Annotated in this window: 30 protein-coding genes; 14 read left to right on the plus strand and 16 right to left on the minus strand. The window is 38.9% G+C overall.

Going from position 1 to position 26,217, the window contains the following annotated elements; genetic code table 11:
• Positions 1-66: 66 nt before the first annotated feature.
• Positions 67-738: an SDR family NAD(P)-dependent oxidoreductase gene (locus LCL91_RS15100; protein WP_224883554.1), complete on the plus strand. Its 672-nt coding sequence runs from the start codon at positions 67-69 to the stop codon at positions 736-738.
• Here the strand turns inward: LCL91_RS15100 and recX are convergent.
• Positions 725-1,531 (minus strand): recombination regulator RecX, encoded by an 807-nt coding sequence (recX, locus tag LCL91_RS15105; RefSeq protein WP_224883555.1) that lies wholly within the window; start codon positions 1,529-1,531, stop codon positions 725-727. The two genes, LCL91_RS15100 and recX, sit on opposite strands and share 14 nt — an antisense overlap.
• A 133-nt stretch (positions 1,532-1,664) precedes the next feature.
• Between recX and LCL91_RS15110 the strand changes: the two genes are divergently transcribed.
• From LCL91_RS15110 to LCL91_RS15130, 5 genes are all read left to right on the plus strand, one after another.
• Positions 1,665-2,567: a TIGR01777 family oxidoreductase gene (locus tag LCL91_RS15110; protein ID WP_165999535.1), complete on the plus strand. Its 903-nt coding sequence runs from the start codon at positions 1,665-1,667 to the stop codon at positions 2,565-2,567.
• Between the two features lie 178 nt (positions 2,568-2,745).
• On the plus strand, positions 2,746-3,861 hold the full coding sequence (locus tag LCL91_RS15115; protein WP_224883556.1) for an amidohydrolase: 1,116 nt from the start codon (positions 2,746-2,748) through the stop codon (positions 3,859-3,861).
• A 280-nt stretch (positions 3,862-4,141) separates the two neighbouring features.
• Positions 4,142-4,696 (plus strand): GNAT family N-acetyltransferase, encoded by a 555-nt coding sequence (locus LCL91_RS15120; RefSeq protein ID WP_224883557.1) that lies wholly within the window; start codon positions 4,142-4,144, stop codon positions 4,694-4,696.
• A 129-nt stretch (positions 4,697-4,825) separates the two neighbouring features.
• Positions 4,826-4,939, plus strand: coding sequence for a YfhE family protein (locus LCL91_RS15125; protein ID WP_098446293.1), 114 nt, complete (start codon positions 4,826-4,828; stop codon positions 4,937-4,939).
• Positions 4,940-5,019: 80 nt separating this feature from the next.
• The gene (locus LCL91_RS15130; protein WP_205689130.1) at positions 5,020-5,190 is read left to right on the plus strand and encodes a YfhD family protein; all 171 of its coding nucleotides are present in this window, start codon (positions 5,020-5,022) and stop codon (positions 5,188-5,190) included.
• Between the two features lie 292 nt (positions 5,191-5,482).
• Here the strand turns inward: LCL91_RS15130 and rlmD are convergent, their stop codons facing one another.
• The 6 genes from rlmD to LCL91_RS15160 form a co-directional block, all read right to left on the minus strand.
• Positions 5,483-6,883 (minus strand): 23S rRNA (uracil(1939)-C(5))-methyltransferase RlmD, encoded by a 1,401-nt coding sequence (gene rlmD, locus LCL91_RS15135; RefSeq protein ID WP_425589687.1) that lies wholly within the window; start codon positions 6,881-6,883, stop codon positions 5,483-5,485.
• A 15-nt stretch (positions 6,884-6,898) separates the two neighbouring features.
• Positions 6,899-7,768 (minus strand): DNA-3-methyladenine glycosylase family protein, encoded by an 870-nt coding sequence (locus LCL91_RS22260; protein ID WP_224883559.1) that lies wholly within the window; start codon positions 7,766-7,768, stop codon positions 6,899-6,901.
• 125 nt (positions 7,769-7,893) lie between these two features.
• Complete coding sequence (gene pdaA / locus LCL91_RS15145) at positions 7,894-8,673, minus strand: delta-lactam-biosynthetic de-N-acetylase (protein WP_425589688.1); 780 nt, start codon at positions 8,671-8,673, stop codon at positions 7,894-7,896.
• Positions 8,674-8,818: 145 nt separating this feature from the next.
• The gene (locus LCL91_RS15150; RefSeq protein WP_224883560.1) at positions 8,819-9,613 is read right to left on the minus strand and encodes a YfkD famly protein; all 795 of its coding nucleotides are present in this window, start codon (positions 9,611-9,613) and stop codon (positions 8,819-8,821) included.
• Between the two features lie 158 nt (positions 9,614-9,771).
• Positions 9,772-10,359 (minus strand): YczE/YyaS/YitT family protein, encoded by a 588-nt coding sequence (locus LCL91_RS15155; RefSeq protein ID WP_224883785.1) that lies wholly within the window; start codon positions 10,357-10,359, stop codon positions 9,772-9,774.
• Positions 10,360-10,451: 92 nt separating this feature from the next.
• Positions 10,452-11,834: an MATE family efflux transporter gene (locus tag LCL91_RS15160; RefSeq protein WP_224883562.1), complete on the minus strand. Its 1,383-nt coding sequence runs from the start codon at positions 11,832-11,834 to the stop codon at positions 10,452-10,454.
• 185 nt (positions 11,835-12,019) lie between these two features.
• Between LCL91_RS15160 and LCL91_RS15165 the strand changes: the two genes are divergently transcribed.
• Complete coding sequence (locus LCL91_RS15165) at positions 12,020-12,442, plus strand: pyridoxamine 5'-phosphate oxidase family protein (RefSeq protein WP_224883787.1); 423 nt, start codon at positions 12,020-12,022, stop codon at positions 12,440-12,442.
• Positions 12,443-12,488: 46 nt separating this feature from the next.
• On the opposite strand, the gene LCL91_RS15170 is transcribed toward LCL91_RS15165, so the two are convergent.
• Positions 12,489-12,878: an OsmC family protein gene (locus LCL91_RS15170; RefSeq protein ID WP_224883564.1), complete on the minus strand. Its 390-nt coding sequence runs from the start codon at positions 12,876-12,878 to the stop codon at positions 12,489-12,491.
• A gap of 142 nt (positions 12,879-13,020) precedes the next feature.
• On the opposite strand from LCL91_RS15170, the gene LCL91_RS15175 reads away from it, so the two are divergent.
• Positions 13,021-14,190 carry an MFS transporter gene (locus tag LCL91_RS15175; RefSeq protein WP_224883566.1) on the plus strand — a complete coding sequence of 390 codons (1,170 nt, stop codon included), beginning with the start codon at positions 13,021-13,023 and terminating at the stop codon, positions 14,188-14,190.
• Between the two features lie 142 nt (positions 14,191-14,332).
• Positions 14,333-14,791, plus strand: a complete 459-nt coding sequence (locus tag LCL91_RS15180) for a TlpA family protein disulfide reductase (RefSeq protein ID WP_098446285.1) — start codon at positions 14,333-14,335, stop codon at positions 14,789-14,791.
• A 40-nt stretch (positions 14,792-14,831) separates the two neighbouring features.
• Here the strand turns inward: LCL91_RS15180 and LCL91_RS15185 are convergent, their stop codons facing one another.
• Positions 14,832-15,293, minus strand: a complete 462-nt coding sequence (locus LCL91_RS15185) for a VanZ family protein (protein WP_224883568.1) — start codon at positions 15,291-15,293, stop codon at positions 14,832-14,834.
• Between the two features lie 100 nt (positions 15,294-15,393).
• Here LCL91_RS15185 and LCL91_RS15190 point away from each other — a divergent pair, with 100 nt between their 5' ends.
• Positions 15,394-16,563, plus strand: coding sequence for a class I SAM-dependent methyltransferase (locus tag LCL91_RS15190; protein WP_224883571.1), 1,170 nt, complete (start codon positions 15,394-15,396; stop codon positions 16,561-16,563).
• A 36-nt stretch (positions 16,564-16,599) separates the two neighbouring features.
• Here LCL91_RS15190 and LCL91_RS15195 read toward each other — a convergent pair whose 3' ends face one another.
• Positions 16,600-17,397 (minus strand): VLRF1 family aeRF1-type release factor, encoded by a 798-nt coding sequence (locus tag LCL91_RS15195; RefSeq protein ID WP_224883573.1) that lies wholly within the window; start codon positions 17,395-17,397, stop codon positions 16,600-16,602.
• 299 nt (positions 17,398-17,696) lie between these two features.
• On the opposite strand from LCL91_RS15195, the gene LCL91_RS15200 reads away from it, so the two are divergent.
• Entirely contained in the window at positions 17,697-19,610 is a 1,914-nt protein-coding gene (locus LCL91_RS15200; RefSeq protein ID WP_425589692.1) for a heavy metal translocating P-type ATPase, read from the plus strand.
• Between the two features lie 26 nt (positions 19,611-19,636).
• On the opposite strand, the gene LCL91_RS15205 is transcribed toward LCL91_RS15200, so the two are convergent.
• The 6 genes from LCL91_RS15205 to LCL91_RS15230 all read right to left on the minus strand — a co-directional run bounded on the left by LCL91_RS15205 (position 19,637) and on the right by LCL91_RS15230 (position 24,008).
• A complete protein-coding gene (locus LCL91_RS15205) occupies positions 19,637-20,458 on the minus strand; it encodes a YihY/virulence factor BrkB family protein (RefSeq protein ID WP_098446280.1) in 822 nt (273 codons plus the stop codon).
• A gap of 22 nt (positions 20,459-20,480) precedes the next feature.
• Complete coding sequence (locus LCL91_RS15210) at positions 20,481-20,882, minus strand: YtxH domain-containing protein (RefSeq protein ID WP_224883577.1); 402 nt, start codon at positions 20,880-20,882, stop codon at positions 20,481-20,483.
• Between the two features lie 69 nt (positions 20,883-20,951).
• The gene (locus LCL91_RS15215; protein WP_224883579.1) at positions 20,952-21,812 is read right to left on the minus strand and encodes a fructosamine kinase family protein; all 861 of its coding nucleotides are present in this window, start codon (positions 21,810-21,812) and stop codon (positions 20,952-20,954) included.
• The gene (locus LCL91_RS15220; RefSeq protein WP_224883581.1) at positions 21,809-22,279 is read right to left on the minus strand and encodes a low molecular weight protein-tyrosine-phosphatase; all 471 of its coding nucleotides are present in this window, start codon (positions 22,277-22,279) and stop codon (positions 21,809-21,811) included. Before LCL91_RS15220 ends, LCL91_RS15215 begins: the two co-directional genes overlap by 4 nt.
• A 2-nt stretch (positions 22,280-22,281) precedes the next feature.
• Positions 22,282-22,683: a secondary thiamine-phosphate synthase enzyme YjbQ gene (locus LCL91_RS15225; RefSeq protein WP_224883582.1), complete on the minus strand. Its 402-nt coding sequence runs from the start codon at positions 22,681-22,683 to the stop codon at positions 22,282-22,284.
• A 110-nt stretch (positions 22,684-22,793) separates the two neighbouring features.
• On the minus strand, positions 22,794-24,008 hold the full coding sequence (locus LCL91_RS15230) for an EAL domain-containing protein (protein WP_224883583.1): 1,215 nt from the start codon (positions 24,006-24,008) through the stop codon (positions 22,794-22,796).
• Positions 24,009-24,247: 239 nt separating this feature from the next.
• Between LCL91_RS15230 and LCL91_RS15235 the strand changes: the two genes are divergently transcribed.
• From LCL91_RS15235 to LCL91_RS15245, 3 genes are all read left to right on the plus strand, one after another.
• The gene (locus LCL91_RS15235) at positions 24,248-25,054 is read left to right on the plus strand and encodes a PAS domain-containing protein (RefSeq protein WP_224883584.1); all 807 of its coding nucleotides are present in this window, start codon (positions 24,248-24,250) and stop codon (positions 25,052-25,054) included.
• A 100-nt stretch (positions 25,055-25,154) separates the two neighbouring features.
• The gene (locus LCL91_RS15240; protein ID WP_224883585.1) at positions 25,155-25,919 is read left to right on the plus strand and encodes a TIGR02206 family membrane protein; all 765 of its coding nucleotides are present in this window, start codon (positions 25,155-25,157) and stop codon (positions 25,917-25,919) included.
• A gap of 25 nt (positions 25,920-25,944) precedes the next feature.
• Positions 25,945-26,217 carry an acylphosphatase gene (locus LCL91_RS15245; RefSeq protein ID WP_224883586.1) on the plus strand — a complete coding sequence of 91 codons (273 nt, stop codon included), beginning with the start codon at positions 25,945-25,947 and terminating at the stop codon, positions 26,215-26,217.

Here is a 26,217-nt window from a genome sequence, read left to right on the forward strand (position 1 = left end):
CAAGTATAGTTTATTTTCTGCTTCCTGACAAAAATATGCTACGCTTACATCAAGGAGTGATTTACTATGAAAACCATCTTAATTACGGGGGCTGGGTCTGGCCTAGGCGCTGAACTTGCAAAGCGCTGGGCATTAGAAGGACACCGTATGGTATTAGTAGGAAGAACAAAAGAAAAACTTACCTCTATCTGTCAGCATATCGAGAAAGAAAACGCGACATGTCTGAGCTACCAATGCGACATAACAAACCCTGATGATCTAGCACATTTGACAAAGAAACTGAAAGAAGATGACCTTAGCATTGATCTTCTTGTGAATAATGCCGGAATAGGAGCATTCGGTTCTTTAGAAGAGATGACGATTTCAGACATTCATCATGTTATAGATACAAATGTAAAAGGGACGATTTTCACGACCCAAGCCTTTCTACCGCTATTAAAAGAAAGGAAAGGTCGCATTATGAATATCATCTCGACGGCAGGCTTGAAAGGAAAGAAACATGAATCTGTTTATGTGGCCTCGAAATATGCTGTGAGAGGATTTACAGAGAGCCTGTGGAAAGAACTTGAAGGCACTGGTGTAAGCGCTACGGCGGTCTATATGGGTGGAATGAATACGCCTTTCTGGTCTCATTCAAACCATATATCTGATCCCACTAAATTAAAATCCGCTTTAGAGAAAGCAAGACAAATCATTGAGGAAGATAAGGGGCAGAGAGAAATTTTTATTGATCGTTAAGTTCTTCCAAGTACTTATTGATAAGTGGAAAAGGGAACCCTTTACGGTACAAAAATTGCTTCATTTTATGATCGAATTCTCTACGGTCTAACTTACTGTAGCGACGTTCGGCTTTTTGAGCTTGCATTACAAGGGCTTCCCATTCTTCGTTATCGCCCTTATCTAAATGGATTTGTTCCATCACTTCTTGAATAATATCTCGGTCGAATCCTTTTGCTCTCAGCTCCTGGTTCACTTTCTGTTTTTGCTCCGTTGCTGATGACTTCTTAAGCTTTGACGCTTTCTTCTCAGCTAACTTAGTAGCAATCTCAAGCTGCTGTTCGTAAGAGTATTCTTCAAGTGATTGGTCAATCATTGGTTTCGTAACCCCTTTTTGGTTAAGCTCTTGTGCAAGTACATACGGTCCTTTTCCACCCGCATTTATCTTGGTTCTTACAAATGCAATGGCGAACTCAAGATCATTTATATAGCCATAGCGTTTAAGCTTTTCAATTATCTTAGGAAATGCTTCTTCTGGTACCTCTTTTTTTAGAAGGTAATCTTTCACTTCTTTTTCTGAGCGCATCCGGTAAGATAGATAATTCAAAGCGTAATTCATGCCTTTTTTTATCTGGTCCTCAAACTGAATGCCTTCAAGCATTTCGGCACTTAATTCAACACCTTTTCGGAGACCAAAGCTAATCAAAACATCTTGATCCACTCCGAAACCGAACTCTTCACCAGATCCTTTATCAATAAATATTGAAAAACGCTCATTATTATTTTTCTGAGTCGTTATTCGTGTAATCTTCACGATGCACTCACCTCCAGTTCCATTGTAGCACTTTCTGAAATTAGCCATGAAGTTTGAGCATTTGATTAAAGGATTATGATTATGGGTAAAGAAGTATTAGAAGTACATCGCGCACGCTTAGGAGGAAAATAATATGAACATTGCGATTACCGGAGGAACAGGATTTGTCGGAAGCGCTCTAACTGAGTCATTTGTTAATGATGGGCATTCTGTGTATATCCTCACACGTAATCCTGCAAACAAACCTGTGAAAAAAGGTGTTACATATGTGAAATGGTTGCAGGACGACGCTGAGCCAGAAAAAGAACTGCCAAATATTCATGCTTTTATTAATTTAGCCGGCGAATCGATCAATAGTGGACGATGGACGGAAGAGCGAAAACAACGTATTCTCGATAGTCGTATCTCAGCAACTAGAGAGATCACTTCAATCATAGAGAAACTTGATCAAAAACCTCGCGTACTTGTAAACGCTTCGGCGATTGGCTTTTACGGCTCCTCTCTTGATCAATCATTTACGGAAAATGATACAGAGCCCGGCTCAGATTTTCTAGCTGATGTTTCAAGGAAATGGGAAGATGAAGCAATGAAAGCACAAAACCATGGTGTAAGAACGGTTCTTGCTCGTTTTGGCGTTATTCTTGGCGAAGAAGGTGCACTTCCATTAATGGTACTCCCATATAAATTATTTATGGGTGGAAAACTTGGAGACGGACGTCAATGGTATTCATGGGTACACATCATGGACGTTGTTGGAATGATCAGATTTGCCGTCGATCACGAATCAGTTCAAGGACCATTAAACGTTACGGCACCTGAACCAAAAAGAATGAATGATTTTGGTAAAACGGTCGGTGAAGTACTGAATCGACCACACTGGATGCCTGTTCCCGAAGCTCCAGTGCAGGCTGCTTTAGGAGAAAAGAGCGGAATTGTGTTAAAAGGTCAATGTGTCCTACCACAAAAAGCGAAAGAACTCGGCTACCCTTTCCGCTATATTAAATTAAAAGATGCTCTCGAGAACCTGCTGGTATAATATCAGCAGGTTTTTTCTAACTTACCAAGACTTAGAAATGCGCTTAAAGCCGATTAAAATAATTCTTCGCTGTCTACACTCGATTATATAGCAACCTTTCACGATAATGGCTATACTATATAAAAACCTAAAAGCGGCTATGTCAAACATTAAAACTAATAGATAATAGGTGAATAAGATGACAATTTTATTTAAGCAAGCTCGCGTCTATCCGGTTGCTTCTCCATTACTACCCTGTGCTGATGTTCTCGTAAAAGATGGTCTTATCCATCAAATATCCCCATCTATACCTGAGGAACCTGCAATGACAGTTATTGACGGAAAAGGATATCATCTACTTCCAGGGTTTATTGATGCTCATACACATTTAGGTCTTTATGATGAAGGAACAGGCTGGGCTGGAAATGATGCAAATGAAACAGTAGAAGCCCTAACACCACACGTGAGAGCACTTGATGGTGTGAACCCGCTTGATGTCGGTTTTAAAGATGCCATCGCTTTTGGTGTCACCGCTGTTCAGGTGATGCCCGGAAGCGCGAATATTATAGGGGGCATAACAACCGTTTTAAAAACAAATGGAAAAAATGTAGAGAAAATGATTGTAAGAGAAACGGCTGGTTTAAAAATCGCTCTCGGCGAGAATCCAAAACGTGTGCACAGCCACTCAAACAATGATTCCATCACACGAATGGGGATTATGGGTTTACTTCGTGAAGCATTCTACGATGCTAGTCGCTCAAATCAAAAAGAGCATCCGCGAATTGCCCCTATTATGGCGGCACTAAATCGAGAAATCCCAGTAAGAATTCATGCTCATCGTGCAGATGACATTCTAACAGCCGTTCGTTTCGCCCGGGAATTTAATCTCGATCTTAGAATTGAGCATTGTACAGAAGGACATCTAATCGCCGATGAACTTAGCGGACAAAACTTAAAGGTAACCGTAGGACCATCAATGACAAGACGATCTAAAATTGAACTTAAAAATAAAACATGGGCTACTTATGGAATCTTAAATAGTCATGGAATCGAAGTGTCGATTACGACAGATCATCCGTACGTCCCGATCCAATACTTAAACATTTGTGCTGCACTTGCAGTTAGAGAAGGATTAAGTGAAGAAAAAGCCATTGAAGGCATTACCCTTAATCCCGCAAAAAGTCTTGGCGTTGACCATCGAATTGGCAGCATTGAAGTCGGAAAAGATGCCGACTTAGTACTCTGGTCCAACCATCCTTTTCAGTATGATGCTCGCCCTCTTTTAACCATGATTAACGGGGAAATTATTCGCTAAATTACTATGGTTTTCCTGTCACGTAGAGGCTTACAAAAAGTTTACATTTTACAGAGAAAAATACGCGAAAAACTAGTATCTTTTTTTGAATAAATCGAGTATGATACTTTTGTAATTAAAATAAAATGAACTAACAACTTCATATCTGAATATGGGAAGGCAATTGGTGCGCCACCAGCAATGACTGGTCCTAGTGGGTTCGATTCCCACCCCGAATAATAATTCAACATACTATTATTCGAGGGTGGGGATTCGTCTGCCCTCGACAGGAGGGAAACTCATGATTAAACATCGTGACCTGTCGGAATGTCATGTGCTATTTGACTTGATGGTTGACCCAGCTGTCTTCCCATTCGTGCGTCATAAAGCAAGCTCTTACGAAGAATATTTGTTCTTAACCAAACAACTCATTGAAGCTGAGGAACAGGGGGAGCTTGTTTCTCGAACCATTCTAGATGAATGGGGTAATCCAATCGGTACAATTAATTTATATGATATTGAACAAGAAACCGGATTTCTCGGCACCTGGATCGGAACTCCTTATCACGGTAAAGGGTATAATCAACTTGCTAAAGAAGCCTTTTTTAACGAGTTGTTTTTTAATAAGCAAATCAAAACCATTTTTATGAGAATCAACAAGGAAAACACGAGGTCGCAAAAAGCAGCTGAAAAAATTCCTTATGTTGAAAAAGCCGATGACAAATGGCCAGAAGTTTATCATAAAATCAATTCTGGAGAAAATTCATATCATTTATATGAAATCGAACGAGATAACTACCATCTTCATGTAATGCGTGAAGGACTAGAGTCTGTTGAAGTTCAAATGGAAGCATAAGTTCCTTACAAAGGAACTTTTTTTATTGCTATTTGGTTAGAATAGTTTGCGAACGCTCTTTGTCCACATGTGCATAGAACTTTTTTGGATGGCAATGCTAGTACCATCTTAAAGAAGAGAGGGATTATTGTGGATAAACGAAAAGGTAGAGATAACAAAGAATCAAAAATGACGTTAACCAAAACACAAGATGTACTTTTTGGGCGTGAATTTAAACGCGCTGACAGGGCTGGTCATAAGTAAATATGTATATTTAACTGATAAGTAGCCATCCTAATGAGTGGAGAGGACCTCTCCAAACACATTTACAGGAGCTGATTAAGATGGCAAAACGTCCAAATTATTCAGAAGGTAAACAAAAACGTCAGGCTAAAAACCCAATTCCATCAGCACAAAACGAAGATGTAGAATTCGCAAGTGAATTCGATTCAGCTGATGCGAAAGCAGCAGAAAGAGCACGAGCAGCAGATCAGCGTAACAAGAAAAACAAATAACACAAAAAGGGACCTCAATGGTCCCTTTTCAAATTCAGAACAAACATGCAATTCTGAAGTTAACAACAAGTTATCCACAAGATGTTAATATTGTGGATAATGTTTCATAACCCTCGCTACAACGGGAAAATTTATTAACATCTCGAACTTTTGATAACACCTATGTTTTTTGTGGATAATGTTAATAAATTTGTTAGTAACGCCTGTGAACTCTATTCAATGTGTGTATAACTCTGTGGAAAGTGTTGATGACTACTTTCGCTTTTCAGTCGAATCCACGCCATTGACGATTTTAGCGATGTTTCTTCTTGAACACCGATACCACTTCTACATGAGAGGTTTGTGGGAACATATCAACTGGCTGTAATTGCTCTAGCTTATATCCTTTTTTCATTAAATAGCTGGCATCTTTGGCCAAAGTAGAAGGATTACACGATACATAAACAATGCGGTCTGCTTTCGCTTTCACCATCGTAGCTAATAAAGTATCATCACAACCTGTTCTAGGTGGATCCACCACGATAACATTTGGCTTAAACCCTTCTTTTATCCACTTCGGTACAACTTCTTCTGCCTTTCCAACATTATAAGTCATTTTTGACTCATACCCATGTCTTCGAGCATTCTCCCTGGCATCATCAATTGACTCTTTGATGACGTCCATTCCTCTTACTTCTTTGGCTTCTTCAGCAAGCCAAAGACCAATTGTACCCACTCCACAATATGCATCAATGACATTTTCGTTACCTGTAAGATCAGCAGCCTTTTTCACTTCATCATATAGTTTTACGGTTTGAAGTGGATTAAGCTGGAAGAACGCACGAGCAGATAATTCGAAATCCAAATCACCTAATGACTCTTGAATCACTTCTTCTCCATCTAATACAAGGGTTTTCTCACCAAAAATTAGCGAAGTTCGTTTTCCATTTACATTTTGAATAACGGATCTAACTTCTGGCAGTCTTTTCTTAATTTCTTTTATTAACAATTCTTTTCTAGGAATCGTTTCTTCTGAAGTAACAAGAACAAGTTGAATTTGTCCAGTTTCAAACCCCACTCTTGTCACAATGGTCCGAACAAGACCATTTCGCTTCTTTTCATGATAAATTGAAATGTTTAAATCTTGTAGAATGTTTACAACCTGACGTGTAACGCGATTTGTTTCAGGATGTTGAACGAGGCAATTTGTCAGTTCAACAAGTTCATGAGAACCCGCGCCGTATAATCCTGCAATAACCTTTCCTTTTTGCTTTCTAACCTGTAGCTGGCTCTTGTTTCGATAATTCCATGGATCTTCCATTCCGATAACGGGTTTTATAGTTAAATCGTTTTCACCTAATTTTGCATGCCGTTCAAACGACTGAATTACGATATCACGCTTCTCACGTAATTGAGCCTGATAACTCATATGTTGTAGCTGACATCCACCACATTCTTCATAAACCGGACATGGAGGTGTAACTCGATCCTTCGACTTTTTACGTAGTCGCTTTACTTTACCTTCTGCTCGGTTAGGAAAAACTTTTGTCACTTCAGCTGTAATTTCTTCCCCAGGCAGTGCTCCTGGTACAAAAACAACCGTTCTCTTAAAGAACCCTACACCTTCCCCGTTTATGCCTAATCGTTTAATTGTTAAAGGAATCGTTTGACCGTTCGTAAGCCCTGTTCCTTTCACCTTTTTGTTATCCAACAAAATCTCTCCTTCTATTTAACCGCTTAAGCTTTCCCATAAATACATGGAAACATAGCTTGAATACGGTGACCACTTCTTTTTATATGCCTGTACTTCTTCTTTTGACGGCTTCGTTGGTAGCTGATACAACTTCATGAGGGCGTTTTGAATGCCGACATCACCTGCTGGCAAAATATCCTTTCTTCCTAAACCAAAAAGAAGGACACATTCAACTGTCCACGGGCCAACACCTCTGATTGGAAGCAACTCATCATACACTTCATTATTTGTTTGTGCATAGAGCTTCTCCAAATCAAGATCGCCTGATAGCATCTTCTCGGCAATTCCAATCACGTATTCCGCTTTTCTTTTACTAAATTGTAGCTCTCTCAACTCATCTACCTTAAGCTTGCTTACAACTTCGGGGTTAGGATAAAACCATACGTCATCCATTTTAGTACCATAACGCGTCACAAAGCGATACATTAGTGTATAAGCAAACTTCATATTAAGCTGCTGATGAACAATATTCTTTAGTAAAGCACTGTATACATCTGGCTCACAAATAATAGGCATACCTATATAATCGTCGACTAATGAATGAATATTTGTTTTTCTTAATGTTGAAGTGATACTAGGCGTATCCATTTGAAAGTCAAACATTTGGTTAATGCGAGTAACAGCTTCGTTTTTTTTGCTAACATCTTGTCCACTTATCTCAAAGCAAGGTTGTTCGTCTGTTCCAATGAACTGAACAGAATAAGCATCTTTTTCTTGATGTATGATTAACGGAACTTTAAGGATTTGATTATGATCATCCACGTACTGAAGCGGATCTAAGTTTAACCTTCGAAAAAGTCGATTCACATTGTACGGTTTTTGAGGAAATATTTTCTCAGCCCACACGATACCGCCCCTTTCATCATGTCCTGTATATTATCGCAAATACCACACTTGATTACTAGTTGTACATTGAAGTGCATCCCTCTCTCAAACCACATGCAAAAGACTGCCATCTCTGGCAGTCTTTCTTAAGGCATAGTCGGCAGTTTTTCCTTCAAAACAAGATCATCGAGACTCTTAAACGTATAGCCCTCTTTCTTTAGATCCTTGATAACCTTTTCAAGAGCTTCTGCGTTATCTTTTGAAACGGTATGAAGTAGCATGATGGCGCCGGGATGCACCTGTTTCATGATGGAGTCATATGCATACTGACTACCCTTTTGCTTATTCGTTTCCCAATCTTTATATGCGAGTGACCAAAAGATGTTATGGTATCCTTCTTCATGAGAAATTGCAAGTGATCGTTCGCTAAAAACCCCACGCGGTGGTCGTAAATATTGCATCGTTTCATCTCCCGTTAAACGAGCATATTCCTCTTTAACCTTACGTAACTCGATCCTTATTTTATCATCAGAAATCGCCGTCATATCTGGATGGCTCCAAGAATGATTTCCAACAAGATGCCCCTCTTTCACCATTCGCTTCACAAGATCGGGTTGATCTCTCAAGTAATGGCCCGTTACAAAGAAAGTTGCAGGTACTTCTTCTTTTCTTAGAACGTCCAAGATTTCATCTGTATAACCATTTTCATATCCGTTATCAAACGTCATATATAGCTCTTTTTTCTCTGACTGACCAATAAAATAACTATCATACGGTTTTAGCATTTCTTGAAATTCACGTTCTGTCGTAGCGGGTGCATGATTTTTACTACGTTTAAAATACCAATCATGTGATTCATTATCGATCGCATGTGCTCCACTCATCGTGCCCACAACTAGAACAATTGTTAATAAGACTATCCTCATCTAACCCCTCCTTCTCTACCCTCCTATTTAGTGTGTGAAGTTCGATCTGCTTTCTATCCGCATTACCATACAACTCTCTCAGGTAATTATCCCCAGTCTCAATAGAATTTCCCTTTTTCGTAAAAGTAACCAGCGTTTTTGCTGGTTACTGACGAGTATTAAATTCAAAACTTAAATAATCCTGAACAGGTATCCATGCTCCAATTCCCTGCTGTGTTACATTTCGTACTTCCAATTTCATTTTGCTTCCTTTTAACACAAGATACACTTCACCATAGGTTACTTTGCCTTTCTCATTCACTGCAGGTACAAAACTTGTCAGTGTGCCATAATGCTTTGGACCTACGTTATAAACATTTCCTTTTTTCGTATCTTTCCCAATCATTGTTTGAAAAGAAAGAGATAGCTTCGTTTTTTCAGAAGCCTTCATCATCATCATTTTTTTTACATCTTCACTGTCAGGAATTGAGGCAGTTAGACCGCCGTTTACTTTTTTCTCTTCTTCTTGACGATAGGTCATTTGAACTGGACCACTTCCACCTCTATTGTCTACTCGGTTCACATTCGCCTGCTTATATTGCCAATTAACATTTGTCTCAGCAGAGTCATAATTGAGCGCCCACTTGCCAAGATAAATGCTCGCACGATAGCCAATCGCAACCTTAGATGGCGAAATTGAAGAGTCATTTAATATCTGAATTAGCTCAGGATTTTCGATACGAACCTCAGCGGATCCAGTCAACTCTTTTGTTAGCTCACTCGGCTGTAAAGTGGGTAAATCTTGGGCTGGATTGGGGTATGTGTTCTCCTTTGAAATATTGACCGTCGAATCTGGAACTTGTAGCGATTGATTATTTCCTGCTTTCTTCCCCTCGGCAGCTAAGGAATTTAGTGGCGAGATAAAGGTTAAAAGTAGGATAATTAAGACTAATTTCTTCATTTTAATTCTCCTTTGTTGGCAACTGTTCATTACGAATGATTCAGACTCATACCCGTATTTTTTTCTAGAAACCTTTCTTTTATCCAACAAAGTAAGATTTTAAAGCCTTAGTTCTCATTAATGTTTAAACATACATCCTATATAAAAAAAACGAACGCTTAAGCGTTCATTTTCTCAAAAGTAGGATAGAAAAACTGTACCAGTGGACCAATACCAAATGTAATAGCCAGGGTACCGATTCCGATCGGCCCTCCTAAAATAACAGCGGCAAGTAGGGCAATCAGCTCACCAATTGTTTTTGAAGTTCGAATGCTTAGACCTGTTTTGTGATGAATCGCAAGCATTAACCCATCAATCGGAATAACAGCAAATTTCGCTTGAAGATAAATTGCGATTCCAAGTCCTACCAAGATCATTCCAATTGCAAAAACAGCGTATGCTATGAAAACATCAGAAATCGTCCAATCTGCAAATAATGTTAATAACCAAAAATCAATGAATAACCCTGTAACAATAATTGTAATGAGTGCAAAGAAATCCGGCCACGCTCTCATTAGAATTGCATTTACAATAATCAAGATTATTCCAACAATAATGACCCAACTGCCAACTGTAAAGCCGATTGTTTCTGATAATCCAACATTAAGGGCATCCCAGGCCCCCGCACCAATATCTGATTTGATAGTTAATGTTATCCCCGCTGTTAATACGAATAACCCAACTACATAGAACAAAAAACGCTTCATTTTCAATGATGGCATCCTCTCTTTAACTGCATAGACTCCATTGTCCATTGTAACGCAGGAAACAGTTAAAAGACGATACTTTCCTTGAGCATTTAACCATTCTTTTTTTGAGGGACTTTGTCATCGCTTGTCTCTTGATTACCTTCAAACAAATCAATTTCACGCCATTTCCCATATCGGTAATAGGCAATCGCGAATAGACTTGAGATGATAAAGCTTACTCCTATTCCATATGCAATCCCCTCTGCGCCTAACCATTTTGAGAAAAGGTAAGTAAGCGGTACACGAAGGACCCAGAACGAAATAATATTAAGGACGAGCACTTGAACCATCGCACCTGCTGCTTTCACAACGCCGTTTAAAACAAAGTTAATGCCAAGAAACGGATAGAAAAAGGCAACCGTTTTTAAATAGTTTTCACCAAAGGCAATTGTCTTCGGATCGTTAATGAACAGGCGAATCATTGATTCAGCTGAAAAAAAGATGATGGCGCTAATGGTAAGAGAAACGGAAAGAATTAAAATAATTCCATTTTTAGAGATCGCAGAAACTCTCCCCCATTTCCCGGAGCCAATATTTTGTCCAGCCATACTGTTCACCGCTGCTCCAAGCGTAAAAGCCGGTAACATTATAATACGATCAAGTCTTTGTGCTGCACCAAATCCTGCAACTACTTGCGTACCAAAGCTCGCTACAATTCCCATAATCGCTGTTACTCCCGCAGATACAGTCATCATTTGCAATCCTGCTGGTATTCCTAGCTTTGAAATACGCTTAATTTCTTTTGAGTCAGGAAGATGCGGAATTGTAAATGGAATTTTAGATTTCCATACTGAATAAATTACGCCATACAAAAAGGCAGTCCCTTGTGAAAGAATTGTCGCATAAGCTGCCCCTTCAATTCCCCAATTAAAATAAGAAATGAAAAGAGGGTCCAAAACGGTATTTAATATAACAGCAAACAGTACAAAGCGAATCGGAGTTTTGCTATCCCCAAGCGCTCGTAAAACTGTCCCAATAAAGTTATAGCCAAATAAGAACAAAATACCGAGAAAATTAATTCGTAAGTACACTTTCGTACTCTCAAATATTTCATCAGGCGTTCCTAAAAATTTTAGAATGGGATCAGTAAAAACAAATCCAATAATGCCAAAAAGAACCGAGAGAATCGTTAAAGCTACAACGAATGCGTTTAGCGACTCAATTAGACCGTTTTGATCAGAAGCTCCCTTCCTCTGAGACAATACGGTTAACGTCGCACTATTCACCCCGATAATGAATGAAAGAACAGTAAAGATCACCGGAGCTGCAATAGATATCGCTCCAAGAGCATTTGCCCCGAGTAAGTTCCCCACCCAGATGCTATCGATAAATTGATACGACGTTTGGAGTAAATTTGTTAAGAATATAGGTAACGAAAAAAAGACCATTTGTTTCGCAATATTTCCTTGAGTAAAGTCATGTGTTTTGTTCATCTGATACCCTTCTTACTTCACGTTTTAGAATCTCACTTTGGTATACCCTTAGTATCGGTTTGAAAAACGATCGAATGCGCCACAATGACTTGTAGGAAATAATGGCATATTCAGGTGTTTTAGAATTTGAGAATAGAGGAAGATTAAGACTAGAGTTAAATTCGAAAGGAGAATTTGTAATGTCAATGTCTCAATCAGAAATAAAAAATAAGGTTTTAAGCATTTTCGATTCTCACTATGTTGGTACCTTAAGTACTGTGAAGGATAATAAACCTCACTCACGTTTTATGACTTTCTTCCATGATGAGCTTACGCTAATGACACCAACAAGTAAGGAAACACATAAGGTGGAAGACATCGAACAAAATAAAAATGTGCATGTCCTACTTGGATACGATGGCGAAGGATGGCATGATCGTTTCGTAGAAGTACAGGGGCAGGTTACCATCGATGATTCCAAAGAAACGAAGGAAAAGCTATGGGGGGATCAACTGAAACGCTGGTTTGATTCACCTGAAGATCCGAACTACATCGTTCTTAGAATTAAACCGGATACAATCCGCCTTATGAACGAAGGAGAAAACACTCCAGAAACGCTAGAATTGTAGAGCAGAAACGAAAGAAGGGACACGCTCGTGTCCCTTCTTTCGTTTCTTATTTAGCTACAATTTCATAGGATTCTTCCAGTTCAATACTGCTAATAACAGATTGCGCCATAGAGCAATGCTTTTTCGTTAATTCGAGCGCTCTTTCAACCTTTTGATCGTCAAGGTCACCATATAATGTAAAGTGAAGGTGGATTTTTTCAACGCGATTCGCTTCTTCTTTATTACGTGTAACATCAGCATTTATTTTAATATCGTCATATTTCATTCGCTTTTTATCAAGGATCTGTCGTAGCACACCACCGCTACAAACTGCTACAGACGAGACAAGCAGCTGGTAAGGTCGAAAGCCAAACTGTTCATCTCCAGATATGTGAAGTGTCCCATACTCAAAATCAGCTGTAAAACCTGTTTCTTCTTTTTTCATGTTAAATTCCAACATGCCCACTCCTCGTTACTAGACGTTGCTCTTATTTTAAATCAGGAAATGAAAAATTGCGAACGGTAGCCCTTTTCTTTCCATTCTATTATAATGGCATTGATAAGAATTTCCTTTTTTGGCCAGATGGAGTGTGAACAGCTTGTTTGAATCAAAACGATATCGTTTCCTAATTTTAATTTCGATTGTCTTTATTTCAGGGTACTCTCAAGGTATGCTACTTCCATTATTATCTATTCTTCTTGAAGAAGCAGGCGTTTCGTCAAGTATGAATGGATTAAATGCTTCTGCTCTTTATATCGGAATATTATTTGCTTCACCATTTATCGAAAAACCCGTGCGCAAATACGGGTACAAACCTGCCATTGCTGTTGGACTTTTTCTCGTTATCGTTTCAATTACGTTAATTCCTATCTGGCAAGCTTTCTGGTTCTGGTTTATTTTAAGGGTAATTGTAGGAATTGGTGATAACCTTCTACACTTTGCCACACAGCTCTGGATTACAACTACCACTCCAAAAGAAAAACGGGGAAGGAACATTGCAATATACGGCTCTGCTTTTGGGTTAGGGTTTGCAGCAGGACCACTTTCTACGATTTTAGTTGAATATTCCTTGTATCTTCCATTTTTACTTGCTTCAGGAATTGCTTGCGTTACCTGGCTGTTACTATCGAAAATTAAAAATGAGTTTCCCGACCCATTAACACATGGCTCTGAACGGGTTCTCTCTAAATATGCTCACGTATTAAAAATCGGCTGGGCAGCCCTATTGCCTTCGTTTGGATACGGTTTCCTTGAGGCCTCCCTTCATGGGAATTTTCCTGTGTATGCGCTTCGAGCAGGGTTAGATGTAAAAGCTGTTTCAATTCTTCTTCCCGCCTTTGTTGTAGGAAGTCTGGTGTTTCAAATGCCACTTGGGATCATTAGTGATAAATTCGGACGTAAAAACATCCTGCTTATTAGTATTCTGATTGGCTGGGTTTGTTTTTCAAGTGCGATCTTTACAACATCCATCCCGCTGCTATTTACACTATTCTTCCTAGCTGGAATGATGGTTGGATCACTTTTTTCCTTGAGCATCACTTACCTAGCCGATCTTCTCCCCACTGGTCTTCTGCCGACGGGAAACATTTTAGCAGGCATTTTCTTTGGCGTTGGCAGCATTCTCGGACCGTTCCTTGGTGGAGTTTTTATCGATTGGTTTGCTACGGGAAGCATCTTCTATGCGATTAGCGGTATGTTGCTAACTTTATTTATTGCAACGGCTGTCCATAAAAATCCTGAGCCAATGAGACAATATTCTACTTCTTGAGTAAAGAAACGTTTTTATAGCCATTTTAATACTATATGGAATGAACCCTTTTCATTGACTTATGATGGATATGTACTATAATAATAACTGTGATTATCTGATAATGATTATAATTAATTCCGAATAAAGGAGTCGATAGAGAATGAAATTACGCGAAGAAATGCCTGAATTAGAAGGCGCTACACAATGGTTTAACGGAGAAGTTAAAAAAAGTGATCTCGTTGGCAACAAGCCACTTACACTTGTTCACTTCTGGTCGATTAGCTGCGGCCTGTGTAAAGAAGCAATGCCAATGGTAAATGAATTTCGTGACGAGTATAGTGAAGACATGAATGTTGTAGCCGTTCATATGCCCCGATCTGAGAAGGATCTTGATCTAGACGAAATCAAAAAGGTTGCCGATCAGCATGATATTAGTCAACCGATCTTTGTCGATAGCGACCACAAACTAACAGATGCATTCGACAATCAATATGTCCCTGCTTATTACGTATTTGATTCAGAAGGCAAACTGCGCCATTTCCAGGCAGGTGGAGAAGGACGCAAAATGCTTACGAAACGAATTACAAAACTTCTTGATAAAGCAAAAAAAGAAGACTAAGCTATAAATCACGAAAGAGGCAGCGAATCGCTGCCTCTTTCTATTTTCTCTTTATTATTTTCTGATAGATGATAAGAACGAAATGATAAGCCCCATAACCTACAAGTGCTCCGAAAGCATTTAAGAGAATATCGTCTATATCAAAAATTCGATGAGCCACAAAGTACTGAAGTAATTCAATAACCGTGCTCGTTAAAAATCCGATGATTCCAATGATAAGGAAAGATCTCCCCTTTTTACTGACTAGTGGCATCAAAAACCCTAACGGCATAAAAAGCAAAATGTTCCCGATGATATTCTTTAAGATAAGCCAATAACTTCCGCTTTCCCACATAAGCTTAATGCTATCAAATAGAACAAGGTTAACGGATTTCCCATACGGATAATAATTATAAATAAACAACGTTGCATAGAAAAGTGCAAGTAAGTAGATACCTAATGCGAAGGATCCGCCTCTTTTCACCCACTTTTCTGTTGACACACCTTCATTCTGAGTCTGCATAATCTCTGTCTCTCCCTATTCTTCAGATGCCTTATGGGCTGTCTATATGCTATAGTATTCTATACAAAATATGTTCATGTAATAAAATTGAGGTGGAAAAATGCCGAGCTCCAAAGAAAATGTCTTATTGCAACTATCTTCAGACCTGAATAACTATAACATTCCTTATTTTTTCATAAACGAAACAGCACTTTGGCTTCAAGGTGCAGTGGATGCACCTCATTCTATAGCCGTTTCGGTTCAATGGGATGCTTTTGAGTCCGTACTTGAGGAATTCAACCTAAAATACGGCATTGCAATACCAGAACACAAGGCTGATATTTCTTATGCTGTCTATTCGATTGCTAATACATCTGTACGAATAGAATGCACATATAACACGGTCATCCGAACGAACCCTTACTTAGTTTATATTGATTTTAAAGAAGAAAGCGTCCCTTGCCTTTCACTTTACTACTATCAGCAGATTCCAGAGTGGCGTATGACTGTTGAAGCCCACCTAAATAATGTTCAAGAGAGCGTGACAGAACAAAACAAAAAATCTTGGAATCAACAAACATATGAAGCTTTATTAAATCGTTTCGGTACTCCGGAAGAAGCAGCAATAAAGTTAAAAGAAAATCCAACTTCACGAATGAAATCATTATTGCCTTATCTTCCTGCACTACAAGGAAAGAAAGTAGCCAATCTAATGGGTTCACATGGTATGAAAGCAACAGCGATGAGTCTTATGGGCGCCGATGCAACGGTGATTGATTTTTCATATGAAAATGAACGTTATGCCAAGGAAGTAGCCTCTAAATGTGGTATTGACCTCACATATATAGTAGCTGATATTTTAAAAATGGATCATCATCAAGACGGAGAATTTGATGTCATTGTGATGGAGCTAGGGATCCTACATTATTTCCTTGATCTTCATCCATTGTTTAAAGTAGTGTTTCGCCTCCTTAAAAGCGGCGGCACGTTTGTCCTTCAGGATTTCCATCCGATTTCTACAAAGCTTATTACATCTAAAGGTAAGAAGCATAAAGTGGATGGTAACTATTTCGATCCTACAATTCACAAAACTGTAGTCGCATATGAAAAGCATCTAACAAACGAAAAGGAAGAAAGTGTGGTCTTGCAGCGAAAATGGACGCTCGGTGAAATTCTAACGAGCATGGCAGATGAGGATTTGATTATTAAGCAAGTATCCGAGGAACCGAACATCAAACTTCATGATCGAGGAATCCCCAAAGTTTTTACTGTCAAAGCAACGAAAGCATAAAAAAGAACAAAAGCACCCATTTGGGTGCTTTTGTCGTTAAGATACAAGAGCCTCAATTACTTCATCGTCTCGTTTATCAGAATAATTTTTTCCGACAACGATCGACTCTTTGTTCATTAACTCATTCAATTCACTAGCTTCTTCTTTTTCACCAGCTACGTATATTTTTTCCCACTGACGATTTTTCGCTTTTTTATCAAGTTTCGCTGCCATTGACTTATACCATCTTTCACGATTGGCTTTAATGCGATCTTCATAAAGCTCTCGCTGAGCGGTACTACCGTTTCCAGAAATATTCTCATTTCCAGTAGTTCCTTCGTAGATTTTCCAGTTGTCTTCATCAGGATCCCAAGCATACTCTTCACTTTTTGTTAGAAAACCAAGCTCTGTTTCAAGAATACGTACATAATCATGATGAACAAGAATGATCCCTGTGTTCGGATAGTCACTTTTCAACTTCTCTAGCGCTTCAAGTTGAGGTTCTTCTTCCCAATATAAATTTGTTTCAACTGGTACCTGGGTGCGCTCCACAAACCATATTTGGTCGTCTGACGAAGCAATAATAACAAGACCACGCTTTAAATCATTTTCGATGCGATTGAGCTCATCTTGAACTTTTTCTTTTACTTTTTCGTATTTTTCAAGCTCTTCTTTATTACCACTTTGGTTTAAATAATCTTCAAAGTTACGAAAGCCGTTTTTTAGCTGAATCTTCCATTCACCATTTTGTCGGTCGGCATCACGACGGTCCGTATTTAAATATAAGGTAAACACTTTATCAGGTTTTTGAACATGAGCATGTTTTAACTGATCTAACTTCTCTTTTAATAACATTTTTCTCCTCCTCATGATTACTTTGTTATTAACTCCATTCCCTCCATTTTCCTATTCTTAAACGTAAAATCCAACAGCCCAATTGTGATGATAAATATAGTCAAGATTTAAAGTATGTGATAGAATAAAATCATTAAAACATAATAATAATTCTAATCTATTGAAATCCATTCTCAGTAACGAAATCAAATGACTTATTTGTCAGTACTTGATATGCTGTGACCTCAAAAGTGGTCACAGCATTGCACGTTTATAAGGAGAATGATGATGACTATTATTCTCAATTAGGAAAAGGAGGAATGATAATGGAACAGATAAATCTACGGTCAGACACATACCCTTCTCACTCGTCATTCTGGTGGAATACGTTAAAAAAACATGGAGAACTAGGTGCTGCCCTGTTAAGTGGAATCATTATTGCATTTACATGGATCACAGAAGGTAGCTACTCTCCTACGATTGAATCTGTTTTATATATTACCGCATTTATCATCGGTGGATTCGCAAAAGCGAAAGAGGGAATTGAAGACTCTTTTGCTGAAAAAGATGTAAATGTTGAGCTTCTTATGATTATTGCTGCCATTGGAGCAGGAAGTATTGGTTACTGGACAGAGGGCGCTATTCTAATTTTTATTTTCGCACTCAGTGGAGCTCTTGAAACTTACACTCTTAATAAAAGCGAAAGTGAACTTCAGTCTCTCATGGAAATACAACCAGAGACGGCAACGATTCTATCTAACGGAGAAGAACGCATTGTACCCGCAGAATCTCTTTCAATAGGAAATCTCATTCTAGTCAAACCAGGAGAACGGGTGCCTGCTGATGGTGTGATCACAAAAGGTCAAACATCTCTTGATCAGTCAGCCATTACTGGTGAATCCATTCCAGTTATTAAACGAATTGACGAAGAGGTATTTGCTGGAACGTTAAATATCTCTGGTCATTTAACGATAAAAATGACCAAACGTAGTCAGGATACGGTGTTCCAAAAAATTATCGCACTTGTTCAGGAAGCACAAGATCAAAAAGCACCTTCCCAGCTTTTTATTGAAAAACTAGAAGGTTGGTACGTGAAAATCGTTTTAATTGTAGGCGCACTTCTCATGGTCCTTCCCCATTTTCTACTTGGCTGGACATGGGATGAAACGATCTATCGCGCAATGGTCTTTCTCGTTGTTGCCTCTCCTTGTGCACTAGTCGCATCGATTATGCCTGCCACGCTCTCCGCTATTTCTGCAGGCGCACGAAATGGTATTCTTTTTAAAGGCGGAGTGCATCTTGAACAGCTAGGTTCGATGAAGGCTGTTGCGCTTGATAAGACAGGAACGTTAACGGAAGGCTCTCCTGTTGTCACAGATGTTTTCACTAGAAGTGATATAGATGAAAAGACGTTTATCAAAATCGTCGCTTCAATCGAGCGACAATCAACACATCCACTTGCTAAAGCGATTGTCGATCATGCCGGAGAGGTCATCTTTCTAGAGCCAAATGATATGATGGATCATTCTGGATGGGGCGTGGAAGCCACAATTGAGGGAATTAGTTGGAAAGTCGGTAAATTAGCGTTCTTGTCTGAAGAGGATGGATTCAATTTATTTGAAGAAAACTATCGTCAACTGCAATCAAGTGGAAAAACAATCGTACTTGCTGCAGATAACCAGGGCATAGCTGGAATGATTGCTTTAAAAGACAAAGTTCGTAGTGAATCAGCGAATATGGTGAAGGAACTGAAAAAGCGTGGAATTGAACCGGTGATGTTAACTGGTGACAGCGAGCAAACGGCAAAAGCCATTGCTGAAGAAATCGGGATCGATACGTATTACGCCAATTGTCTTCCAGAAGACAAAGTAAATCGAATGAAAGAATTAAAAGAAAAATACCATACGGTTGGAATGATTGGGGACGGCATTAACGATGCACCTGCTCTTGCCGCATCTGATGTAGGAATTGCAATGGGTCAGGGTACTGATGTCGCTCTTGAAACCGCAGATGTTGTTCTTATGAAGAACGATCTCGGAAAACTGACACGAGCCGTAAAGCTCTCAAACCGATTAAACAAAATCGTAAAACAAAACGTGATATTCTCTATTTCCGTTATTCTTATTTTAATTGCATCTAACTTCTTTCAATTCCTAACCCTCCCTTTAGGAGTACTCGGCCATGAAGGTAGTACAATACTCGTCATATTAAATGGACTGAGGTTATTAAAATAAAAAGCCTGATAGCGCCATGCGCGCTGTCAGGCTTTTTTTCTAAAATAATTCGAAGTGGCATTCACTTCTCCACCAATAATAATAACAAGACCTGTCAGGTAAAACCAGAGCATTAGCGCGATTACGCCTCCAAGACTTCCGTACGTTGCAGAATAGTTACTGAAGTTATTTATGTAATAAGAAAAAGCCAGAGAGACAAGCTGCCATAGCACTGAAGCAAAGATAGATCCTAACAGCACATCTTTATAATTCAATCGTTTATTCGGTGCATAGAAATAAATAAACATAAACACAACAATCATGATCGAAAGACTTAGAATCCACCGAATAATCCCAAACATAAAGCTTAATGACTCCGGCAAATCAAAAAATGTAACGAAAAATCTCCACAGAGTTTCACCAAAAACAGGTAATACCAATGCAACAACAATAACAAAAATCATTGCTAATGATAAAAGAACAGACAAACCTCGCGCAAGTAGAAAATGCCGACTTTCTTGAACGTTATATGCACGGTTAAGTGATTTAATAATGGCATTAATTGCATTGGAAGCAGACCATATTGTCGCGATCACCCCGAAGGATAAAAGCCCTTTCCGAGCTCCATCTTCGAGAATAATGTTCTCTTGTATCGTGACAAATGACTCAGATGGTGCATATTGAGCGATTAAATCAAGAATTTGATCCTGTGAGAAATCAAAATGAGTCAGGAGGGTAATTGCAAATATAAGAAAAGGAAACAGCGATAACAAGAAATAATAAGCAAGTTGCGCTGACAAATCAGTCACCTGATGTTCTTTTATTCTTGAAAAAAGCTGTTTTGTAAATTGTCCTAGCGATGCATCCACTATTTACCCTCCTGGGACTCGATTAGTGTGTCATTGGATCGCCGTTGTTACCAGTAAGCTCTTCACCGGCTTCAACGACTCTCGAGCCTATTTCTTTAAGATCATGCTGCGTTTCTTTCACAAGATTAAAGGCTTCAACTGAACTTTCTTTCAGTCCGTTAAACTTCTCTGATAAAGTTGAAATATCATCTTGTACTTCCTTCATTAGCTCACTAGCATCATCCACCGTTTGCTTCCATTTATCCGTATAGTAAGAAGGATTATTCTTAACGTCACGCAAAATACTTCCTGCTTTTTTCGAACCATTCTGAATGGATTCTCTCGTCCCTCGATCTAGAAGTGAAATAAGGGCACCTGCCAGCCCACCAATAAGGACTGCCTTAAACAGTTTATTTTGACTACCGCCTGAATATGTTTGACTCATTTCATTTCCTCCTCATTAGATTAAGATGACATTTATTTCCCTTAATCGTTCATAATGAAACCATTGCAGTCAAAACGTATACTTTTGCAGTATGCGATCCACTGCACTTCCATAGCTTTCCCCAAATAAGATCAGATGAACAAGTAAATAATATAATTGATAAATGGGAAGACGATCGGTAAATTCTTTCTCTAGCGGAAAATCAGCTTGATATTGATCGTAAAATGCTTTCGAATACCCACCAAATAAATATGTAAAAGCAATATCGATCTCGCGGTCTCCATAATAAACAGCAGGATCGATTAAATAAGGTCCTTCATCCGTCATGAGCCAATTTCCTCCCCAAAGATCACCATGTAAGAGCGAAAAACCGGGTTGATGCCCAATAATTGCATCCAGACGTTGACGGAGTTTTGACAAACGTTGATCACGTTCCTTAGTAAGCTTTCCTATCTTACGAGCGAGGTTCTGCATTCTCCCTAGTCGTTGATCCCTAAAAAAGGTGACCCAATCAGTGGATGGTTCATTTAGTTGATCTAATTCACCAATAAAATTGGCTTGATGTAAACCAGCAAAATTCTCTTTCTTCTGATGTAAGGATGCAACTAGACTTCCAAGTGCTCGGTCCCCTTCCTTGCTCGATGGCACAGATCGAATCCATTCCATAAGAAAAACACTCTCACGATTACCTTGAGATAGAATTAAAAGAGGTTCAGGTACCGAGACCCCATGTCGTCCTAACAGCTCAAGACCATTTTTTTCAGCGTGAAAAAAACCTTCTGGTACTGATGAATTACTTTTCGCAAAGTACTCCCTATCCTTTGTTCGAACATAGTAAGCGTCATTTATTGACCCACCTGACACACCTTCTACTACCTCAACGGAAGTCAAGTCACCGCTTTTTTTAATCGCTTCTTCGATTTGTTTCATATACCTTCTTCTTTTCTGATATGTTCCAACAATTTCTCACACCCAGCATCTACCATTTCATACACTTCTTTAAAATTCCCTTCAAAATAAGGATCAGGTACATCTTCTATTTCACTTCCACTCACATAATCCATTAACCTTGAAATAGAGGTTGTTGGATTAATCCCTGCCATTTCATGAAGTTCTCCGAGATTTCCTGCATCCATTGCGACAACGTATTGAAAGTGAAGCAGATCAGCTTCCTTCACTTGTCTCGCTTTTATCCCATCTGTTGAGATGTTTTGTTTTAAGAGTATGTCGGCTGTCCCTTCATGTGGGGGTTCGCCTATGTGCCAATCGCCAGTTCCAGCTGAGTCGATTTCAATTTGATTAGCTAATCCAGCTTTCTCTACTTTAGACCGGAGAACAGCTTCTGCCATTGGAGAACGACAGATGTTCCCAAGACATACGAATAGAACTCGGATCATCATTATCCCTCCATAACTTTAATGTAAACAGTACGGTTCCGTGGACCATCAAATTCACAGAAATAAACTCCCTGCCACGTGCCGAGAATCAATTTCCCTTCTTCAATGATGATCATTTGCGAAGCCCCAACTGTACTCGTTTTTAGATGCGAAGCAGAATTCCCTTCAGCGTGTCGATACTTAGGGTGCTCCCAAGGATAAACTTCATTCAACCTCATTAGCATATCGTGCTTCACATCAGGATCCGCATTTTCATTGATCGTAACTCCCGCTGTTGTATGCGCAGAATAAACCATTACCATTCCCTGTTTGATATTTGCATCGTGAACTGCGCTCCTCACGTCACTTGTAATATCAATCATTTCATCTCGTTTACTTGTTTTCACAGAAATTCTTTTAAGCATACGATCCCTCCTCCGATTACTGTATTACTTCTACCCTTGTTACTGTGATTTCATTCTAATTTCAGTATGAATAACCACGTGGAACATCGATTACTAATAAGAGTCTCGTTTTAATAGTCATCACGCTCGTAAAGATAAAGGTATGGAATGTCGAGAAACAAGTAGTAAGACTCGTTTATAGGATAAGAATAGGTACGAATCAGTTCATTTGTTTCGATATCACTATAAAGATCGGAAAGGATCCCTACCTGATCATGTTTCATCCTGACAATGTTCTCTAGGAAATAAGGACGCCAACTCCAGTTATCACCTTCATATTCAGGTTGAAATTCCCAATTTCCATCACCATTACGATAATAGTTAGCTGAAACTTGATGACCGTCTTCATCGCAAATATATCCTCTAAAACACGCATTTCCAAGCGAATGAGCCGCTTCAGACACAATCGTATTCCAATCATGTTGTTTATTTCGCTTCAACTGCTGCTGCAAATGACGGTTAAAATTTTGGGAAAGCTCGTAAAGTGAAAGAAGACGCTTTCTCTCATGTGTAATAAAATGTTGAAATTCTTTTGTTAGGAGTGCTCTGTACTTGTTCACATCATGAAATTCTGCCTCAGGCTTGCCAAAATAATGACCTTGATAATACCTTCCACCATTCTCCCACGCATACTTTAATTGGCCAATCGCTTCAATCCCTTCAAACAATAGGGTTGCGCCGATTTTTCTTCCTAACATAGACAATGCATAGAGCACTTCTCGATACTCTGGAGGCATTCCTTTGTCTTTTAAGTTTAATAATCCTACTTTAATGATGTTTGGATTAAGTATAGCGATTTTCTCAATATTACTCATTGTGTTTCCGGCATGACTTATCGCAACTTGTACCCCAAGACTTTTATAGTAAGTAAGAATGTGTTGCAGTTTCTGAAGGCTTTCATCAGCCATATCGTAATCAGACACTTCAATCACAATTTGTTCATAAGCAATGCCTTTATTAAAGTATTCTTCAAGAGAATGTGTTAGCGTTTCACCATGGTCAAATAGTAAATGTCTTGCACTAGCATTAAAAAACACGCTCTGACTCGTACCACGCTCTAAAAATAGATCAATGGCACAATCACGAATGTGCGTATCAATTTCCAATATGTACTCTTCAGGAATCGATTGATCCTGAAAGAAAAAGCCGAGACTTTTCATTCCTTCTTCTGTGTTAATTCTTCCAAGAACTTCATATCCAATAATTTGCTGCTTATCAGCACTAACAATCGGCTGGAAGTACGGGAAGATCTCTTCTTTTTTTCCCATAACATCAAGTGCATCCATAACAAGGTCCTCCCATTCGATCACATTAAATACTCTTATTATACCATGTATACCAAACTACCTTTCTTCTCGAAAGATGTTTTTCTAATATTTCAAAAAATATACTCCGAAACTTTTACTCAAAGGTGTTAGATGGGTTTTTATTGGATTTTTTACGATAGCGTTTTATACTAGAAGTACCATTCAATTGTAAAAGGTGATGATCAAATGAGAACCTCGACGTCATGGAGTTGTTTATCATGAAAGTAAACAAAGAACAATTTAAGCGTATGAAAAGAAATGAATTTGTCAGAACGGCAATCGAGTATGTTGATACAGGTGTAGTCATTACTGATCCCGAACTTCCGGACAACCCGATCGTGTATGCGAATGAAGGATTTGAGAAGCTAACCGGATATACTTCAGAAGAAATCCTTGGCTCTAATTGCCGATTTTTGCAAGGAGAAGACACGGATTCAGGAACAATCGCTGAATTAAGAGATGCGATTAATAAAGAAAAAAAAGTTAGAATCGAAATTAAAAACTATAGAAAAAACGGGCAATATTTTTGGAATGAACTGCAAATTTATCCCGTTCACATTGAAAGTGAAAATCAAACATACTTTGTCGGTGTTCAACAAGATATTACAAAGAGAAAAGAAGCGGAAGAACGTTCTGAGCACTACCTCGATGAGGTCAAACGCTTATCCACGCCCATTGTACCAATTGACCGGAATGTATCCATCGTACCGCTCGTTGGAAAAATCGATGAAGAACGAATTGAGCTTCTCTTACATCACGTAAGTTCTCATATCCAAAAAAGCGGAGATGAGTTTCTAATACTGGACCTGTCTGGAGTCAGTCATTTCACTTCTGAACTTCACAAAGGTGTTTATCAACTTCATCAACTAATTAAATTAATGGGGGCTGAATTAAGAATAACAGGAATTCGTCCTGATTTTGTTTTAGAAGGGATTCAGGCGGATTTCTCTTTATCATCTGTGAAAAGTTTCCCATCTGTTAAACATGCCTTAAAAAACATAGATGATTCAAGTTCGATCAACTGAGTATGTCTATGATTAATAAGCTTTCGATACTAGTCTCGAAAGCTTATTTCATTTTGTATCCCAACTCTATATGTCCCTTATTAAAATAGAGGTGTTGTCAGTGGAGAGATATTTTTCATGGTTTACCGAGAGTTCATTTACCCTATTTTCATTTCCACATCTCTTGACACTCTTCCTAGTAGGAAGTTGTATAGTTGGAATGTTTCTTTTTCGAAAAACGTTAAGAAACAAACTTCCCAACCTCGTTATTCGACTAATGATTGCTTTTCTCTTACTCCTATCAGAGATAAGTTTTCATGCCTGGTTCGCCTACTATAATGAGTGGAGCATCACAACGACTTTGCCACTACAGCTTAGTAGCATATCCCTATTTCTAGCGATCGCACTCGTTTTAACAAAGAATAAAACGCTATTTCCGATCACTTATTTTGCTGGTTCCGCTAGTGCCCTGCTTGCTATGATCACTCCGGACCTCGGGCCGTATGCTTTCCCCCATTTTCGTTTTTTTCACTTCTTTATTGCTCATGGGGGAATACTTCTTACCACCTGGTTTATGATTATCGTTGAAAAAGCTTTTCCCTCATATCGCTCCTTATGGATGTCGTTTGCGGGATTAAACATTTACGTTCTTTTGCTGTTCCCACTTAATCTAACACTGGGCTCAAACTATATGTTTTTAATGAAAGAACCCGAAAGTCTAACGCTCATCTCATATCTTGGTCCCTGGCCATTCTACTTACTTTCACTTGAAGTAATCACAATCGTTGTATTTCACCTCCTATACTTCCCATTCTCTTTTCTACTTCGGCGTTTTCTCCATTCCTCTCCGTTTAATAACAGAGAAATTAGGAAAAGAACGTTATAAGACTTTATGGAAAGGATGACATAAAATGAAACGGTATCAGTTTATCGTGAAAGGAAGAGTCCAGGGTGTTGGATTTCGTGCTTTCACACAGCAAAAAGCAGCTCAGCTTGGCCTAACTGGGTATGTGATGAACCAGATGGATCATTCTGTAGAAATTGAAGCACAGGGTGAAGAGAACACACTTACAAAGTTTCAATCTGCCTTACAAAATGGCAGTCCCTTTTCAGCTGTTGATGAAGTTCAGGTGAACGAAAAACAAGTCCATGACCACGAGCGCTCCTTTTCCATTAGATATTAA

This window comes from Guptibacillus hwajinpoensis (assembly GCF_020171785.1).
GTDB classification, from domain to species: domain Bacteria; phylum Bacillota; class Bacilli; order Bacillales; family Guptibacillaceae; genus Guptibacillus; species Guptibacillus sedimenti.